Origin of the sequence: Citrobacter sp. Ce129 (genome assembly GCF_030334545.1) — a bacterium.
Classification (GTDB): domain Bacteria; phylum Pseudomonadota; class Gammaproteobacteria; order Enterobacterales; family Enterobacteriaceae; genus Citrobacter; species Citrobacter europaeus.
In genome coordinates, this window is sequence record NZ_JAOWDS010000048.1 from 51845 (window position 1) to 70831 (window position 18987).

The window sequence follows — 18987 nt, forward strand, 5'->3', positions numbered from 1 at the left end:
CGATTATCTCTCTCAACATGGGACAAGATGAAAAATAAGACGAATGAAAAACAGTAATGCAGAAAAGCAAAAAGCCCGCTAAAAAGCGGGCTTTTCTAAATATGGCTCCTCTGACTGGACTCGAACCAGTGACATACGGATTAACAGTCCGCCGTTCTACCGACTGAACTACAGAGGAATCGTTTGAACGAGGCGCATATTAGCGAGGGTGATGAGGCTTGTCAAAGGGGGAAATACATTTGTGCGTTCGTTTGCTGACAAAATCAGCAAAGCGGCGATCTTTCCATCTTTTTAAGCTTTTGCCCCATTCTGGTGCGCGCCTACCTCTTCCAGGGCAATCAAAGTAAGCCATACAGATGTAAATAATGTTTTTTGCGCACCTTTGCTCCAGACTTTACGCGGTTTTAGCCGTAAAACACGGCATATGACGAAACTGGCAAGCATCTTGCAATCCTGAATTCAATGACTGCCAGCACGGGTTCTGGTATTCCGACAGGAGGCAAAATGAACTTCAGACGACTGAAATATTTCGTGAAAATCGTCGATATTGGTAGCCTGACCCAGGCAGCGGAAGTGTTGCACATTGCGCAACCTGCGCTAAGCCAGCAGGTCGCCACGCTGGAAGGCGAGCTGGATCAGCAATTGCTGATTCGCACCAAGCGTGGCGTCACGCCGACGGAAGCGGGGAAAGTGTTGTATACCCATGCCCGGACCATTTTGCGTCAGTGCGAACAGGCGCAGCTTGCGGTTAATAATGTGGGCCAGACTCTTGGGGGACAGGTCTCTATTGGCCTTGCGCCAGGTACGGCGGCGTCATCCATCACTATGCCGTTATTACAGACAGTACGTGCAGAACTGCCAGATGTACTGGTCTATTTGCATGAAAACAGTGGGGCGGTGCTGAATGACAAGCTGCTCAGCGGGCAATTAGATATGGCGGTACTCTATGAGCGTTCACCCGTGGCGGGTATCAGCAGCCAGCCGTTGCTAAAAGAGGATCTTTACCTGGTCGGCACGCGTGAGTGTCCGGGGCAAAGCGTCGATCTGGCCACTGTGGCGCAGATGAATCTGTTTTTACCACGGGATTACAGCGCAGTTCGTCTGCGTGTGGATGAAGCTTTCTCGTTACGTCGCTTAACCGCTAAAGTCATTGGCGAAATTGAGTCTATTGCCACCTTAACGGCTGCTATTGCCAGCGGTATGGGCGTTACGGTATTGCCTGAGTCGGCGGCTCGTTCATTGTGCAATGCTGCAAACGGCTGGATGGCGCGGATAACAACCCCATCGATGAATCTGCCATTATCATTGAACGTCTCGGCCAGAGGGAGCTTATCGCCTCAGGCACAGGCCGTGAAGGAGATTCTGTTGTCGCTGGTTAGCCGTCCTGCGCTGGAAAACCGTGAGCTGCAGCTTGTCAGCTAAACCTTATTCCCGCGAGGAATAAGATGCAGGTTTTTATTATTTGTTATGCCGGGCGTCAGACTTTAACAATAGCGTAATGTCTGATGTGCCCGGAGCGAAAAGTGAATTTCCAGCAACTTAAAATAATCCGCGAGGCGGCCCGTCAGGATTACAACCTGACGGAGGTCGCGAATATACTGTACACCTCCCAGTCTGGCGTCAGCCGACACATTCGTGAACTTGAAGATGAACTGGGTATCGAGATATTTATCCGTCGCGGTAAACGCCTGCTGGGCATGACCGAACCGGGTAAAGCCTTGCTGGTTATTGCTGAACGTATTTTGAATGAGGCCAGCAACGTTCGCCGACTGGCGGATCTGTTTACCAATGACACGTCCGGTGTACTGACGATCGCTACCACGCATACCCAGGCGCGTTATAGCCTGCCAGCAGTAATTAAAGCCTTTCGTGAGCTGTTCCCTGAGGTGCGACTCGAACTGATCCAGGGCACGCCGCAGGAAATCGACGTGCTGCTGCAAAATGGCGGGGCAGATATCGGGATCGCCAGTGAGCGACTCAGCAGCGATCCACTGCTGGTGGCTTTTCCCTGGTTTCGTTGGCATCACAGCCTGCTCGTGCCATATGATCATCCCTTAGCGAAGACTTCTCCACTTACGCTGGAATCCATCTCACACTGGCCGTTGATTACCTATCGTCAGGGGATCACGGGACGTTCCCGTATCGATGAGGCGTTTGCGCGTAAAGGGTTAGTGCCGGATATTATCCTCAGTGCCCAGGATTCGGATGTGATTAAAACCTATGTGTCGCTGGGTTTGGGGATTGGACTGGTGGCAGAACAATCCAGTGGCGAGCAGGAGGAGGGGAGCTTGACCCGTCTGGATACCCGGCACTTATTTGATGCAAATACGGTCTGGCTGGGCCTGAAACGCGGGCAACTGCAGCGCAACTACGTCTGGCGATTTATCGAGCTATGCAACGCAGGGTTATCCGTCGATGAAATCAAACGCCAGGCGATGGAACCGGATGACACCGTGATTGACTATCAAATTTAAGGATAACGTTATATCTATCTCATGAATTGATAAACCAATGGCTCAGGTTATAAGTGCGGTTTTGTTATGGCGATTTTCGGCTGTAACATGTCGCGCTTTAACAAGACTCTAACGGATTGTTTAACCTGAGCCCCGGTCTGATTGTCATTCAGTTTTTGATTTGGAATATAACAGACTGAGCTGTTCGGGAAGGCTGATGACTTCTGTTAAAATACCACGTGAAAGATGGATGTAGCCTTCGGTTTTGAGTATTGCCAGGATCCGCATTATCCCGCTGCGCGAGAGAAATGAGTGATTCATGATATAATTGGCAGCGGTAATATTGTTCCTGATGGACTCAGGCTCATCTATTAACTCAAGAAGGTGAATGCGTATAATCTCATAGGAAGATAGTTGTGATACTGCCAGACAATGAGAGTAGACTTTAGCCGCAGAATAATCTTGCAGTGCAGCAAATGACTTCCAGAGGTTTAATCTGTCGACTATTTTGTATAATTCAGTCTGTGGAATAAGCAGCAGTGTCGATGTTTCTTTTGCTTTGGCATAAAGATGGCGTGAATAGGATAACTGAATGTTAGCGCCAAAGATAAATGGTGCATTTTCTGAGTTGAGCACCATTCCGTCACTGATTCTACAAAGAGATATACTGCCCTTAAGTAAAATTACGCAATACCGCTCATTGTTTTGAGTCAGGCTAATGTGTCGTCTTTTAATGATACTAATTGTGTTACCACGGTGACCAATTGCTTGAAGTAAAATCTCTATATCTTTCGTGGGTTTAACTAATTTTATTAATACGTCATCCTTGACGTGATTTCTGCTGTTCATTGGATTTCCCTTTTTAAAATAATGCTGTGACGTAGTGTTGTATTAAATGTATGAAACGTGCTTTTAAAAATAAGTCCAAAGATAGACAAATTTAATCTTGCAAGATTTTTTTCGATATACTAAATTTCATCCGGGTAATGCACGTGGTTTAAATAGGATGAGTTAATGTAACGCGTTATTTGATTGTTGGCAATTATATTTAAATATATTTAGTGATGGTTTCTAATTGATCGAGAGAATAAATTATATAGCAAAGCCCATTCATTAGGTGAGTGAATGGGCTTTGCTATATAATTAAATTCAATTTTTTATTGAGCAAAAGTGAGTGTTCTATGAACAGAGTATAGAATGCCAGATTATCCCAGTATCTCCAGCCTGAGTTCCTGTTCATCCATCAGCCCGTACTGAGAGGCTTGTCAGGTCAAATATTGACGAATATCAGAAGGCGCATAGTTTTGCTCCCATAACGCCCTCATCATCAACATATAGGGTTCAACATAAGTAAAAAAAGCCTGATAACTTTCACAAAAATAATTAAGTTGCGGAACACCGCATCGGGAAAGTGCTACGCGATCTTTTGCACAACCGCCGTGACAGACGAATTCTACTTTGCAACTCGCACATTCTTCTACCAGTGTCGGTTTGGATGATTCTACTCTCTGATTCATCGAGTTTTGCTGCATCGCGGTTGCAATAGGTTGATTGCTGTCACGCATAAAATATTTCGAATTAACAACGCGATCGCAATGATAATTATCATCGTTTATTTTCAGCGCTAACGCGCTATCATCACATGAAGCATAAACACATGTTGGCACAGATAACCCGCACCACGCAGCAAACGCATGCTCAAAGATGGAGATTTTAATCGTACCGATATCCAGACGTACCCAGGTATAAAAGATCGTTTTCAAAAAAATTCCCAGTGCGGCTGGCCCAAGGCTTTGCGCATCCACACCGCCTTGTACAAGCGGTCTAAGTAAGGGAATAAACTGCATATGGCGGCTACCTAGACTTTTTAAATAATGGTAGATGCGCAGCGGATGGTGGCTATTTTCGGTGTTAACGACCGTCAGTGTGCTAAATTCAATATCATATTTTTGCAATAATCTCGCAGCGTTTTCAACCTGATAGTTTGTTGATTTACCGGAAATCGTATCGCAGTCATTGTCATGTAATGCAACATCGCTATCCACTGAAATGCAAATCATAAACTGGTTTTTCTTGAAGAACTCACACCATTCATCATCTAAAAGAATTCCGTTGGTTTGAAATGTATTAATAATATTTTTACTTTGCGCATATTGCTGTTGTAGCTCTATGACTCGTTCAAAGAAATGAAGTCCGCCAGGCATTGATTCACCGTCCTGCCAGGCAAAAACCACATCACTCGCTTCCTCAGTATCAATTTTTCGACGAATAAATAGCTGAAGTGTCGTATCATCCATACAGTACGTATTGCATTCTGGGGAGTGTTCCGTGTTATTAATGCAAAAGCAACTCTTACAATGTAAATGACATAATGGACTTGAGTTTTTCAGCATCACCTGGGTTATTTATTTTTTACTCACTTCAACACGCATTTCGTTAACTTCGTGGGGAACGATTTTGTGCCCCGATTTCAGATAATCAATCACGACATCAGACATATTATTCCCGGCGCGGACTTGTACATTTTTCCCTTCTTTAAATGCCAGAAAACCATCGCCTCCTAAAGCAAGGAAGGTCGTGGTGGCAACATGGTAAGTCTGCGTATCTTCAATCGCTTTGCCATTGATTGTGAACGATACTATGCGCTGCCCGACCGGATTCTGCGGCATGTAACGCACTTCAGCACCTTTTGACATTTGCAGTATGCCATTGGTGAGAGATGCCCCATGTTCCATGAGATTGCGCAGCTCCTTACCGCTAAGATCCATCTCAGTAAGCTCATTCTTAAAGGGGAAAGTACTGGTAATGTCACCAAAGGTAATGGGACCCGCGTTGAGATCAGCACGTAAACTACCGGAGTTAATCAGTGCGATCTGTGCATCCGGTGCAGCGACGAGCATTGCATCTGTAAATAAGTTGCCTAGTTGCGATGATTCGCCATAGGCACGGGTTAACATGATCGGGGATTCACCGACTGGCTGACGCACAATATCCGCGAGTTTTTTATTCCAGCCATCGATAACTTTTTGTGTTGTTGGATCAGGTTTCCACTCATCAGCAAAAATTGTTTTCAGCTCGAAGCTTTTAACTTTTTTTGTATTCGCCCCTGGTTCAACATCAAGTATCAATTTACCTACATCGATACCACCACTGTCAGTAGAAAGGATTAGCGTATCCCCCACTTTGATAGGTTCCGGTGTTCCAACATGAGCGTGTCCGGTGATGAGAATATCAAGCCCTTTAACCTGACTAGCGGTCTGAATATCTTTATCCAGTGCACGTCTAACGTCCGTACTACCGATACTGGACTGACGAGCCGGAACGCCTTCGTGAACGAGCGCAACGGTGACGTCAACTTTACCCCGCAACTCATCCAGATAATGCTGCAGATATTTCACCTCATCGCGAGCTTCGATTCCCTGGTTCTTGAGGGCCGCAGCTGATTTATCAAAGCGGTTACTTTTATCATTATCGAGCCCCTGGATCGAGAGTTCTGAAATGGTGTCATTGAATGCATACACACCGTGCAGCCCAATAACGCCAATTTTCACGCCATCCTTTTCCAGGATGGTATACGGTTTGTTCCAGAATGGTATCTCGCTGTCCTTGTGGAATACATTCCCCAACAGAACAGGGAATTTTGCTTTGCTCAACTGCCGCAAGAGATTATCCCAGCCATGGTCGAATTCATGATTACCTATTGATACTGCATCAAAGGGCATAGTATTCATGATGTCAATGATGGCCTGACCCTTAGTCAGGCTGCTGATATACGGCCCGGTAAAATAGTCACCGGCGTCAAAATAAAATGTGGCTTTATTTTTGGATTTTTCCTGCTTGACTAAAGTGCTTATATTAGCGAATCCACCAATTTCACGTTTACCGTCTGCTACATAGGGGACTTTATAAGTATCAACATGAGCATGGAGATCATTGGTATAAATAATGGTGACATCTTTGGCGCAGGCCCAAAATGGCAATGTCAACAGAATACCTGCTGTAATCGTTTTTACCTTCATAGCTAATTCCTTGCAGATTGTTTAAAAAGCGTAACCAACAGTTAAATAGTATGCCCACCCCGTTGAGTCTATAGAGGTGATGTCTCCGTCGCTGTTAAATGCTTTACTACCTTCTTCAAATTGTCCACCATGATAGAAATAACGCAGGGTGGCGCCAAAGTTCCAGTGAGGATAAACCAGACTGAGTACATTTGTGGAAACTATCGAGCTATTTGTTCGGGAGTAAAATTGCTGCTCGCCACCTGATTTTTCTTTTAGGTCTGAACCAAAGTCAAAATTGGTAAAGCCGACGTAATTTAGTTTTCCACCAAATATTGTGGTAATAGGAATGACATATTTTACTTTAAAGCGATAACCATCCCATTCGTTTTCGTTGGCTGCATTGTAATTGTTTCCTTGATATTTGGCATAGATATTTGCAGATAACGTCATCGGTAGTCCCGTTTCAATATCTGTCCCTATCCCCATATACCATGTGCTCTGACGTTGTCCCTCATTGGTTCCTGCATCATAGATATAGTTGTGGGCAAAATACCATTCTTTAAATGGACCAAAGCTTAGGTCGACCCCCGTTAATTTGTCGATGCTAAAGCGTGGTTCTATCTCCATAAAAAACGGAGAACCGTTGTCCCAAATACCGATATCATTATCATTGCCTATACCAAAAAACTTAGGTAAGTCAGCGTAGCCATAGAAATCAAACCAATCCGCATGTGCCCATGCACGATACTCGGGATATAAGTCGGCTCTTTTTAGTGGCCCAAAACGAGTGGAGTTGCTCCCAACTATATTAATACTTTGATGCCACCAGTCTGATGCGTATTCATTATTCGCTGAGGCTGCCATTGTTAGCGTAGGGAAAAGCATAAATGCGCCGGATAATATTTGTGTTATTTTTTGCATACGTAGGGGTACCTTCCGCAGATATTTGTTAATAAAGATGGTTCATGTAATGGAAAATATATTCGTGAACCTATTTTGCCGTGCTTACATCGACTACTCTCATTTCAAGATCGGGTTTCAAAGGATTATGAGTCTTGACATAATCAATGATTGACTCAGCAGAGGTAGTACTATTGATAGTTTTGATATTGGTTCCTTTTAAGAACGCTTCAAATCCATCTCCACCCGTCGCGCAAAATGAGTGTGTAACAACCCGATATGTTTTGGTTGGATCCATAGGTTTATTATTAATAGTGAAACTTATGATTCGCTCACCCAAAGGTTTTTTACTGTCATACTCAACATGAATGCTTTTTGAAACTTGCAAAACCCCATTAGTAAGATTAGTTGCGTGGATCATTAAATTGATAAGATCCTTACCGGTGAGATCCATTTCAACAAGTTCGTTATTAAATGGGAAGGTAGTAATTACATCACCATATCGTAAATTTCCTTGTGGTAAATCAGCACGCAATCCTCCACTATTCTGTAATCCCACGACAGCGTCCGGCGCCTTGGCCATCATGGCGTCAATAACTAAATTACCAACAGGTGATGATTCACCATAAGAGCGGGTGAAGGGGGCGGTTGTTGACCCAATGATTTGATCGGTGATATTTTTCAGCTTAGCATTCCATTCATCAATCTTGGCTTGAACTATAGGGTCTGGTTTATATTCGTCTGCAAATACAGTGATTAATTTACCGTCATAGCCGTCAATTTTTTTAGTCTGCGGGTTAAAATCCAATACTAATTTACCGATATCAGTACCATACGCATCTGTGGAAGCAATGAGCGTGTCATTGACTTTAATTGGCTCAGGTGTGCCCACATGAGCATGTCCTGTAATTAACACATCAATACCCTCAAATTTCTTTGCGGTATCGATATCGGCTTGCAACATTCTGGCTACGTCTTTATTGCCATAACTTGATTGACGTGCTGGCGTACCTTCATGGATAAGCAGCACAGTGATATCCACTTTACCTTTTAATGCATCAAGCCCTTTTTGAATATAAGGTGCTTCATCACGGGCCTCTGAACCCGCATATGCCTTAGCGGCAACGGTGTCATAAAACGCAAATTTTTGATGTATACCAATTACGCCAATTTTTATGCCATCTTTTTCGATAATCGTCCAGGGTTTGTTCCAGACGGGTTTGTCACTGTTAGTATAAAAAACGTTACCCAGCAAAACCGGAAATTTTGCTTTTGATAACTGCTTAACCATATTATCAACGCCATGGTCAAATTCGTGGTTCCCCACGGATACAGCATCAAACGGCATGGTATTCATGATGTCGATAATTGCTTCACCTTTCGTCAAGGTGCTTATATAGGGGCCGGTGAAATAATCTCCGGCGTCGAAGAAAAATACATCTTTGTTTCTTTTCTTCGCATCATTAACGATGGTGGCTATATTCGCAAAACCTCCTACCAGACGTTCTTTATCGACGGCCGGAATTTTCCCTGGAGATACATGAGCATGTAAATCGTTAGTGTAATAGATCGTCACATCCTTTGCGTTAACTGATGCGGCTAACGTTGCGGACAGGCACAATGTAATAAAATTAAGCTTTGTTCTTATCTTCATAGCCAAACCCTTTCAGCTTTATGAGTAATTATTATATTTCAATCAAGATCTCATGCAGATGTTTGCATGTTTTTATTACTTTTCAGTAATGCTTCCATATTCGACTTTAAAGATAAGAAATAGCCAATAAAGCCGAATATTTTCAACTAATGACACCGATTAGAACTTATTAAGGCAATAATACTTATTTTTTTACGTCAGCAACGCGCATACCGTTAAGTTGTTCATCGGTGATGGTGTTACCTGTTTTAAAGTAATCGATCACTGCGTTGTAAACGTAATACCCACCTGTTGTGTTACGCGCTTTACCCTCGGTAAATGTGGTGAAGCCGTCACCACCATCAGCAAGGAAGTTTTGGGTAGCAATGTGATAAACCGTCGCATCTTCAATTGCCTTACCATTAAGTGTAAGTTCCAGGACCCGTTGTCCTACGGGTTTACTGCTGTCGTATTTCATTTCCAGGCCTTTTGATACCTGCAACACGCCATTACTTAAACTTGCGCCATGTTCCATCAGACTACGTAATTGTTTACCGGTAAGATCCATCGTGACCAGTTCGTTAGGGAATGGGAATGTACTAATGACACCGCCCATCGTAATCGCGCCAGACGGGATCTCACTGCGGATACCGCCAGAGTTGGTTAAGGCCAACTGTGCGTTTTTACCCGCAGCGGCCAGCAAAGCATCCGCAGCCAGGTTGCCCAGCGAAGCTGATTCACCATATGCACGTGTTAATTCAACCGGCGACTGCGCCACCGTCTGTCCTACCACTTCGTCAAGTTTCTTATTCCAGCGGTCAATCACCTGCTTTGTTTGCGGATCGGGCTTCCACTCATCTGCGTAAATGGTTTTAAGTTCGAAATTTTTCATCGTAAAACTATGTGGCTTATCTTTGTAGTCCAGTACCAGTTTCCCTACATCGATACCACCGCTGTCTGTCGAGAGGATCAGCGTATTGCCTACTTTAATGGGTTCCGGCGTACCGACATGCGCATGTCCGGTAATCAGAATATCCAGACCTTTCACCTGGCTTGCCGTCTGAATATCCTTATCCAGCGCACGGCGTACATCGGTACTTCCTATACTGGACTGACGGGCAGGCGTGCCTTCATGAACCAGTAATACGGTCAAATCCACTTTATCCTTAAGTTCATCAATATAACGCTGTAACCATTTAATCTCATCCCGTGCTTCAATACCTTCGCGCATTGCAGCAGAAACGGTATCATTGAAGGCAAATACGCCGTGCAAACCTATAACGCCAATTTTCACGCCATCTTTTTCAATAATGGTGTATGGCTTATCCCAAAACGCTTTATCACTGTTCTGATAAAAAATATTGCCCTGCACAATAGGGAATTTCGCCTGGCTTAGCTGGAGTAACGTATTATCCCAGCCATCATCAAATTCATGATTGCCCATGGTGACAGCATCAAACGGCATGGTATTCATAATATCAATGATCGCCTTGCCCTTCGTTAAGCTGCTGATATAAGGACCGGTAAAATAGTCACCTGCATCAAAAAAACATGTGGCTTTGTTTTTGCTTTTCTCTTTTTTTACCAAAGTGGTGATATTCGCCCAGCCGCCGATATCACGCTTACCATCAGCAATCCACGGCACTTTATAAGGTTCCACATGTGCATGGAGATCGTTGGTATAAATAATGGTGACATCCTTGGCACAGGCCCAGAATGGTAATGTCAACAAAATACTCGCAGCAATCACTTTTAATTTCATAAACTGTTCCTCTATTCACATTTATTCGGGGTATTTTACATTCCGAAAGACATTGATATGTGCGTCTGTTCACACAATCAAATCGAGGTTATAGTTCAAAATCAGCGACCTTTGGAAATCGTTGGTGGCTCATGTCGACTTTATTTACAATTAATACCTGCAAGACGTTTGGGTGTCGCAATTTAGGGTTAGCTACATCTGAAGATTACAGCTGGCCGAACTATAGGTTGGGTTATCCGGCATTGCACTGTCGGGCATGTGGGAGTTATCCCCCACTATTTGAAGCACAACAATTTAATGAATGGGTGACTGTTTACTTAAGCGCATACGCCTCTGAAAGTGGCCATTTTTGTCCCGTATGTTATGGCAAGAAAACTATTTGTTATGGTTATAATCCGCAAAGAACACAGCGCGTTCAGTGCTGCGCCTGCAAAAAAGTCTGGACACCTAAGCGGCAATTACGAAGAGAAGTAATATCACCAGAACGGATTGAAACGGTTCCTTTAATTGTACCGTTTCAGGGGGCGGAAGCAGATCAGAAACTCTATGTCCTGCTCAGTTTCGATGCTATCCGAGGTAATATTCTTCATCTATCTACTAATTTTACTCAGCACCCGGTCGGGGAAACCTTACGTTATCTCTGGAGAGGCAATATCGAACCTGATTTGGATCGCAGTGATATCGTAAAACACGTTGATATGCGTGAGATGCAGTTTTTACAACGCAGTCAGTTCGATGAGATTCAGTATGGAAGTGCGGTACTCAAATGTAACGCCAATGGTTCTATTCTGCGTCCGGTTATATCAGCTCATGGACATTTTCGGCTGTTGAAGACCCTCTTTCCTGAGATAAAGACACATGTTATTTCTCACGAATGTTTTCTTCGCGGAGCGGTTATTACTGTTTGGGCAGAACTGTTTCGCCAACAACAAGCTGAGCTTTGGTTTATAGAGGAGGATATAAGTGACAGTGATACAAATACTCCCTGGTATTTTCAGGGCAAAACGCGGCATGGCTGGTGGCAAAGTCAGTGGTCGCTTTGGATACAGGAAAAAAACCGTAAGATGGTTTGCCCATTAACCGGCGGGGATGGCAAAAATGCCAGGACAATTTCTTTAACGGCCAGTCGGCGCTATATTCGCTGGCTATACAAACAAACTAATTTTACTCGCAGTACCCAATTATCCGCAGGAAGCGTAACGCAAATACTAATTTCCCTCGCGCATGAATATAACGCTAAACTTTAATAGCGGCTCCTGATGATGAGTCTCGGGTAAATCTTCCCGGTCATGATGTTATGACATCCTTTTTTGATTGATATCATAAAGGGTTCATGTAGGTACATGAACCCTTGAAATATATGTAATTTAATCAATTACTCGTGCTTTTTAAAAATACATCTCTTTATCAATTTACAGTAATTGAGGCTGTAGTGATTAATGAAGACAGTTCTGTTTCGGCAAATAATCTTGCACGATAACCCTCTCCAGGGTATTGAGGTGCACCATCAGAATCACTCATGTCGAATTCAAAAATGACATTACCGAGGATGTCAATTTTGAAAAAACGACAACCGTACCACGGTATATCTTCATCGCTACCCATATAGATGTAACCATTGTGAATTCTTAACAGAATAGCATTTATCGATCGATTCGTGAGTAATGATATCTGTGTGTTATTGATGTTGATAATTCTATTTATTAGTGGAATGCATAAGAGGAGCTAGCGGGAGAGGGCGTAATCCATTAGCAAACGGCTACCGGGTTTCAGTGGGGAACGCAGATAATCTCGTGCGCCACATTATCTGTGGCTGGATGAATACGGATACTCGTCTGGCGCAATTCGGGATTCTTGTTGATTACGCGATAGTTGAGATACTGAAGGCGTGCACCCAACTGGGCGACTGTAGTCCATGAAAATCAGGAAGATTTTCCACGCTAACTTATTGAAACCTGATGATATCAGTATTCATAAGTAAGTCTTAAAGCAAAAAGCCTGCCTAGTTTCCTAAGCAGGCTTCTTAAATATGGCTCCTCTGACTGGACTCGAACCAGTGACATACGGATTAACAGTCCGCCGTTCTACCGACTGAACTACAGAGGAATCGTGTGAACGAGGCGAATATTAGCGATGCCACTCAGCGTTGTCAAAGCCTGAATCGCTAAATTCGATCGTTTGCCGAAATATTCCTCATTTCGCCGATTATTCAGGCGCAACAGGTTGTTTTATGCACTTTTCCCGTTCGGGACGCGGGTATTTCCACAGCCAACGGCCTGTGACCATACGCCAGTAAAATAACGCCGCGCGCACAGCCCAATCGAAGAACATCCCTAACCAGACACCGACTACGCCCCATCCTAAAACGATCCCCAGGGTGTAGCCCACTACGACGCGACAGCCCCACATGCCCAACATTGATACCCACATAGCGAAACGTGCATCGCGAGCACCTTTAAAGCCAGCCGGTAATACCCAGGAAGCCGCCCATATCGGCATAAATGCCGCATTGAGCCAAATCAGAATGACAATGACCTCTTTTACATCCTGATCCTGGGTATAAAACGCGGCCATCACGCCAGCAAAAGGGGCGGTTAGCCAGGCGATGGCGGTTAAGCCAATTGTCGACAGCCAGAAAACATGGCGTAACTGGATTTCAGCCTGGGCAATCTGGCCATTTCCCAAACGCCTGCCGGTAATGATTGTCGACGCGGAACCTAAAGCATTCCCCGGGAGATTGATGAGCGCAGCGATAGAAAATGCAATGAAGTTTCCGGCAATTACGCTGGTGCCCATGCCTGAGACAAACATCTGCGTTAACAGTTTACCGCCATTAAACAGTACCGACTCGATGCTTGCCGGAATACCGATCCCCATAACCTCCCAGATGATGGCGAGATTGAGGGGTTTAAAATAGCTTTTGAAGGGAATACGTAGCGCCGGATTAAAACCAATCATCAGTACCCAGATAATGGCGATTGCACCGATGTAGCGTGAAATGGTTAGCCCGAGTCCGGCCCCCACAAATCCCAGCCCTTGCCAGGAAAAGATCCCGTAGATCAGGATGCTGCTGATGATGATATTCAGAATGTTCATGCCGCCGTTAATCAACAGCGGTATTTTGGTATTTCCGGCTCCGCGTAGTGCACCGCTACCGATCAACGCAATGGCTGCCGCCGGGTAGCTGAGCACAGTTAGCTCCAGATAGGTAAGCGCCAAAGCCTTAACGTCTGGCGTTGCTTCACCTGCGACAACGTCAATAATCTGTTGACCAAAATAATGAATGACCGCGGCCAGCACGGTAGCAAAAATTGTCATGATCACCAGCGATTGTCTGGCCGCGGCTCTGGCCCGTCGACGATCCCGTTTTCCCAGACTAAATGCTACAACCACCGTGGTACCCAGATCGATGGCGGCGAAAAATGCCATGATGACCATGTTGAAACTGTCGGCGAGGCCGACCCCAGCCATTGCTTCTTTTCCCAACCAGCTCACCAGGAAGGTACTCAGGACCCCCATCAACAGCACACAGGTGTTTTCCAGAAAAATAGGGACAGCAAGCGGGGTGATTTCGCGCCAAAAGAGAACCTTATAACTCTTGCGTTTGGCATACCAGGGCGTACGGGAAGCGACCTGGCGTAAGGCAGCGGAGACGTTCAAAGTGGACCTTAAAGAAGAAAGTTGAAACCTCATTTCAAATGATGAGGGAGAATCCAAAAAGCTGCAAAGTTTTTTCCATTTAAAATGTCTGTAAATGCAACAAACTGTCGAGAGAAGCATCAATTGATACGCATTCATAGAAATGGGGTTTGACAAAAAAATTTTCGCCGCTAAGATAAGCCTCCACAACGATTCCTCTGTAGTTCAGTCGGTAGAACGGCGGACTGTTAATCCGTATGTCACTGGTTCGAGTCCAGTCAGAGGAGCCATATTTAAGAAGCCCGCTTAAGGAAACTTAAGCGGGCTTTTTGTTATCAATGCATTAGGCGATATCAGGCTTGCCGATGGCTTCCCATCCAGCTTGCCTCAGGTTTCGCAGGACTTTACCCGAACCAGAGGGGCAAGCAGCGTAATCCCCCCCCAGCATGGCGGCCATCCCAGCATATACGGCAGGAAAACCCGTCAGTTCAGCAACCAAACCGACAGGAGCAGGTGCCAGCAGCGTACCCAGATAGCCAATGGTAGTAACGATACTCATTCCTGTATTGGTTGATATATCAGGCTGGTTTCCGGCCGCGGAAAAAGCAATTGGTACCAGATTGGCGATGCCGATACCGGCAATAGCGAAACCAACGGTAGCCTGCCAGGGATGATTTGCCACCGCTGCTGCCAGCAGTCCGATTCCAGCCAGCAGACTGGATGTGCGCATCACGAGAATGGCATCGAAACGATTGCGAATGGAATCTCCCAAAAAGCGAAAAATTGCCATGGTTCCCGCGAAGCAGGCAAAGGCAAGACTTGCCGTTTCAGTAGTTGCATTAAGGTTTTTCAGTAAATAACGTGACGACCAGTCAACGACCGCACATTCCGGGATCATGGCCAGCAGAGCAACAACACCGATAACGTAGATAATGTACGAATGATGCGGCTGTTTTTCTTTAATTGAACGCTTAATTCTTATTGATTCGTCTTTGATGACATGTGGGCATACAGACAATGTTATCGCTAACGAAATCGTGCTAATCAAAAACAGGTGCGTCAGAAAACCAAACTGCTTAACCAGATAGCCTCCTATCAGACCAGAAGTGAAAAGCCCAATGCTCCAGAAGCAGTGACAAGAAGATAACACTGTGCGTGACAAGGCTTTCTCGACGGCTACTGCATTCGAATTCATCGCAACGTTCATTGCCCCAATCATGGCACCAAGAAAAAAGAGTATCGGTGTTAACAGGTAGATATCAGGTGCGAATCCCACAGGAATAAGAGCAACTGAGGCTGCGATGGAAAAAATACGCACTATGCGTCGTGAGCCGTATTTTTCCATTGCCATGCCGGATAGCGGCATCATAAATAATGCACCCAGTCCGAAAATAAGTATCAAATGGCCTATTACTTTATCCGTAATGTTAAAACGTGAAACCAGTTGGGCAATTTGCACTGCCCAGGCTCCGGTAACAAATCCATTAACAGAAAATAATGTTGTAACAGCCCAGACTCCTTTTTGCGCGACTTTCATTAATGGCCCTTTGAACTCTATTCTGTTTCCTGAGATGCGTCTTTTTTATCGATGATCAAAACATGCCCCGGGCAAAATGAAATCGCGATATTTCCATCCAGTCGCGATATGACCTCAACACCGGTAAAGTCTGAAATAACAAGCCGGGCTCCACAGGAAATCAGTTCAGCGCTACCGATCCCGACGCAAAAAGCTCCTGCGGCAACAGCGGAGGTGACGCCACTCTTGGAATCCTCAAAGACGATTGTTTTCTCTGCGGGAATAGCAAGACGTTCGGCTGCAAGAAGATAAGGGTCAGGAAAAGGTTTCCCTTGGGTGACGTCATCACGCTCAACAATAACGGAAATGCAAGACTGAACATGCAGCATCGCTGTCACTCGGTCGATTTTCTCACGCCAACCGCTGGTTACAATGCCAACCTGAATACCTGCGGCATCCAGTAAGGTAATAAGTTCTGCGACACCGGGGATAGGATTGTAAGACGCAGTATTTTCAACATGAATAATATGAGCCTGAACTTTTTGCTGGTCAACGAGCGGCAGGTCACTAAAAAGCGCACGAATAGTGTGCGGGCCAGGCTGTCCGTGAATATGTTTGATAATTTCCTGTTCCGATATTGTCTTACCATACATTGCAGCCGCTTCACGCCAGCCTCTTTCAATCACTTCATTTGAATCAATAAGCACACCGTCCATATCAAATAATACGGCAGTAGCTCTCGGGAGGGTATTACACATATTCTATTTCCTAATTATAAATAAGATGCGATTAGCTTAGGCTGGATGCAACGACAATTTGACCTAAAGAGATGCCACCATCATTAGTGGGGACGAGTTGATGACAGTAAACTTTGAGTCCAGCTGCTTGCAGTCGGTCTAGGGTATTGTTGAGTAGAAACTCATTACAAAAGACTCCTCCGCTCAGTACAACTTGCTGTGTCCTGGCAAGTGCAGATAAACGGATAGAGACTGCGGTAATAATCTCCACGATAGTTGAATGAAAGCGCCGGCTTAATTCAGATAAATCGAGGGAGTGTGCTGTTAATTCTGTAATCAGCTCATGAATCATCGGGCGATAATCCACCTCGAGATGGTCTTCTGACTCCACAATCGAGAAGGCGAAAGGATGCGACATATGAAAATCGCTATATAATAACGCTTCTAATTCAATGGCGGCCTGCGCTTCGTATTCAATATGCGTACAAATGCCCAGTAATGCGGAGATGCCATCGAAGAGCCGGCCGATACTGCTGGTTACTGGTGTATTAATCTTTCGGATAGCCATTTTTGCGAAAACGTTTCGCTGGTCTGCAGACAATGTCAGCAGACCAGGAATTGAAAGCTCAGGAATGTGTTCCCCGTAAATTTCCGTTAATAACGAAATGGCTATTCGGATGGGCTCTTTAACCGCGCTATCACCGCCTGGTAGGCCGATATGACGAAGGTGTGCGGCACGTTTAACGCTTCTGGTATCTCCTACAAGAAATTCGCCACCCCAGATAGTGCCATCAACGCCGTACCCTGTACCGTCGAATACAACGCCAATCGTTTTTCCACTGAGTCCGTTTTCAGCCATGCACGAGGCCATGTGTGCATGGTGATGCTGCACCTGAATAACCCGCAGTTGCGATTGCTCCAGTGCACGACGCGTCGAGCGAAATGCCGGATGGAGATCACAGGCCACAACCTTTGGCTCAATATCAAGAAGCTTTTGCAGATGATTAACGCACGAAAGGTGTGATGCAAACGTAAGATCATTTTTGAGATCGCCGATGTGCTGGCTCATAAACACCTTATTACCCTTCGCGATACTCACAGTTGTTTTTAGTTCTGCGCCAAGAGCGATGATCGGAGCAACCCTGGAAGAAAGGTGTACAGGATAGGGGGCATAACCTTGTGAGCGCCGAAGGAATGAAAGATTATTGCCATGAGCCATAACGCGGACAACGGAATCATCGACACGAGTGTGGATATCACGATCGTTAAGAATAAAATAGTCCGCGATTTCACCCAACTGCGCAATCGCGCTCGTGTTATCAAATACGATAGGATGGCCTGAGAGATTACCACTGGTCATTACCAGAGCTGGCATTGTGCTATCTTCTAGTAGTAAATACTGGAGTGGTGTTGATGGAAGAATGACACCAATACTGGGGTTATGCGGAGCGATGATTTCCGGCAGTGTGTTTTTGCGTTTACGCAGTAATACGATTGGGCGTTCACTGCTTTCCAGAAGTTTTTTTTCCTGCGAGCTGACACTGGCGATACGTGCGGCATGATTTGCATCTCTTACCATAATGGCAAAAGCTTTTGCATCTCTGCGCTTGCGCGTTCTCAGTTGCGAAACGGCATTTTCATTATTCGCATCCACAACCAGATGAAAACCGCCAAGGCTTTTCATCGCAATAATCGCGCCTTCTTTTAGCCTTGCCAGGACAAATTTGACTATATCGTTTGTGATTATCGTTTCGCCGTTGCGAGACCTTAGCTCTAGTTTGGGTCCGCATTCTGGACAAGCATTGGGTTGCGCGTGATAACGGCGATTATTGATGTCATCATACTCATGCTGACAGGCCGGACACATTGCAAAGGCTTGCATTGTTGTTTGAGAACGATCATAAGGCATCGCCTGGATAATTGAATATCGCGGTCCGCAGTTGGTGCAATTAATAAAAGCGTACCGATACCTCGGGTTTTGCGGGTCAGACATTTCATCAAGGCAATCCTGACAGACGTTTGAATCCGGTGGGATGATAGTATCCATTCGCGTCAACTGACGGCTTTTACGGATACTAAACTCTGCGTATTGTTGAACCGAATTTTCTCGCGGTACTTCCACAATACCATTGATACGGGCCATTGGTGGCGGATTAGATACCAGTTCATCAATAAGTTGTGCGATATGTATCGACGTGGCCTGAAGCTCCAGCAATACGCCTTCGGAATCATTAAGTATCCAGCCTGTGGCTTCAAAGCTGCGAGCCAGCCGATGGACTAAAGGACGGAATCCGACTCCCTGGACGATACCGCAAATGCGGTAACGCCGGGTTTCCACGGCGTCGC

13 protein-coding genes, 3 tRNA genes and 1 pseudogene are annotated in these 18987 nt (G+C 45.2%); 4 read left to right on the forward strand and 13 right to left on the reverse strand.

The features are described 5' to 3' along the window. Positions 1 to 102: 102 nt before the first annotated feature. Positions 103 to 178 (reverse strand) — tRNA-Asn (locus OGV77_RS01390). A gap of 326 nt (positions 179 to 504) precedes the next feature. Between OGV77_RS01390 and nac the strand changes: the two genes are divergently transcribed. Together nac and cbl are read left to right on the forward strand one after the other, a co-directional pair. Further along, positions 505 to 1422 carry a nitrogen assimilation transcriptional regulator NAC gene (nac, locus tag OGV77_RS01395; RefSeq protein WP_087051065.1) on the forward strand — a complete coding sequence of 306 codons (918 nt, stop codon included), beginning with the start codon at positions 505 to 507 and terminating at the stop codon, positions 1420 to 1422. 101 nt (positions 1423 to 1523) lie between these two features. Then, positions 1524 to 2474 (forward strand): HTH-type transcriptional regulator Cbl, encoded by a 951-nt coding sequence (cbl, locus tag OGV77_RS01400; RefSeq protein ID WP_043015934.1) that lies wholly within the window; start codon positions 1524 to 1526, stop codon positions 2472 to 2474. A 144-nt stretch (positions 2475 to 2618) separates the two neighbouring features. Here the strand turns inward: cbl and OGV77_RS01405 are convergent, their stop codons facing one another. The 6 genes from OGV77_RS01405 to OGV77_RS01430 form a co-directional block, all read right to left on the reverse strand. Next, positions 2619 to 3302 (reverse strand): helix-turn-helix domain-containing protein, encoded by a 684-nt coding sequence (locus OGV77_RS01405; protein WP_087051064.1) that lies wholly within the window; start codon positions 3300 to 3302, stop codon positions 2619 to 2621. A 416-nt stretch (positions 3303 to 3718) separates the two neighbouring features. After that, positions 3719 to 4846 (reverse strand): radical SAM/SPASM domain-containing protein, encoded by a 1128-nt coding sequence (locus OGV77_RS01410; protein WP_331251217.1) that lies wholly within the window; start codon positions 4844 to 4846, stop codon positions 3719 to 3721. 12 nt (positions 4847 to 4858) lie between these two features. Next, positions 4859 to 6472 carry a bifunctional metallophosphatase/5'-nucleotidase gene (locus tag OGV77_RS01415; RefSeq protein ID WP_087051062.1) on the reverse strand — a complete coding sequence of 538 codons (1614 nt, stop codon included), beginning with the start codon at positions 6470 to 6472 and terminating at the stop codon, positions 4859 to 4861. Between the two features lie 21 nt (positions 6473 to 6493). Further along, positions 6494 to 7375 (reverse strand): nucleoside-specific channel-forming protein Tsx, encoded by an 882-nt coding sequence (locus OGV77_RS01420; protein ID WP_087051061.1) that lies wholly within the window; start codon positions 7373 to 7375, stop codon positions 6494 to 6496. 70 nt (positions 7376 to 7445) lie between these two features. Next, positions 7446 to 9008, reverse strand: coding sequence for a bifunctional metallophosphatase/5'-nucleotidase (locus OGV77_RS01425; RefSeq protein WP_087051060.1), 1563 nt, complete (start codon positions 9006 to 9008; stop codon positions 7446 to 7448). 184 nt (positions 9009 to 9192) lie between these two features. Next, positions 9193 to 10749, reverse strand: a complete 1557-nt coding sequence (locus OGV77_RS01430; protein ID WP_286502539.1) for a bifunctional metallophosphatase/5'-nucleotidase — start codon at positions 10747 to 10749, stop codon at positions 9193 to 9195. A 131-nt stretch (positions 10750 to 10880) separates the two neighbouring features. On the opposite strand from OGV77_RS01430, the gene OGV77_RS01435 reads away from it, so the two are divergent. Beyond that, positions 10881 to 11996, forward strand: a complete 1116-nt coding sequence (locus OGV77_RS01435; protein ID WP_087051058.1) for a cytoplasmic protein — start codon at positions 10881 to 10883, stop codon at positions 11994 to 11996. Positions 11997 to 12156: 160 nt separating this feature from the next. Here the strand turns inward: OGV77_RS01435 and OGV77_RS01440 are convergent, their stop codons facing one another. The 3 genes from OGV77_RS01440 to OGV77_RS01450 form a co-directional block, all read right to left on the reverse strand. Further along, positions 12157 to 12354, reverse strand: coding sequence for a hypothetical protein (locus tag OGV77_RS01440; RefSeq protein WP_140389862.1), 198 nt, complete (start codon positions 12352 to 12354; stop codon positions 12157 to 12159). Between the two features lie 425 nt (positions 12355 to 12779). Continuing rightward, positions 12780 to 12855: transfer RNA gene (locus tag OGV77_RS01445), tRNA-Asn, on the reverse strand. A gap of 99 nt (positions 12856 to 12954) precedes the next feature. After that, positions 12955 to 14442: an EmmdR/YeeO family multidrug/toxin efflux MATE transporter gene (locus OGV77_RS01450; protein ID WP_226791866.1), complete on the reverse strand. Its 1488-nt coding sequence runs from the start codon at positions 14440 to 14442 to the stop codon at positions 12955 to 12957. 160 nt (positions 14443 to 14602) lie between these two features. Between OGV77_RS01450 and OGV77_RS01455 the strand changes: the two genes are divergently transcribed. Continuing rightward, positions 14603 to 14678, forward strand: a tRNA-Asn gene (locus OGV77_RS01455). 97 nt (positions 14679 to 14775) lie between these two features. Here OGV77_RS01455 and OGV77_RS01460 read toward each other — a convergent pair. The 3 genes and pseudogenes from OGV77_RS01460 to hypF form a co-directional block, all read right to left on the reverse strand. After that, a pseudogene (locus OGV77_RS01460) lies at positions 14776 to 15925 on the reverse strand (MFS transporter). A gap of 17 nt (positions 15926 to 15942) precedes the next feature. Beyond that, entirely contained in the window at positions 15943 to 16662 is a 720-nt protein-coding gene (locus tag OGV77_RS01465) for an HAD family hydrolase (RefSeq protein ID WP_286502540.1), read from the reverse strand. 31 nt (positions 16663 to 16693) lie between these two features. Beyond that, complete coding sequence (gene hypF / locus OGV77_RS01470; protein ID WP_286502541.1) at positions 16694 to 18979, reverse strand: carbamoyltransferase HypF; 2286 nt, start codon at positions 18977 to 18979, stop codon at positions 16694 to 16696. Between the last annotated feature and the right edge of the window lie 8 nt (positions 18980 to 18987).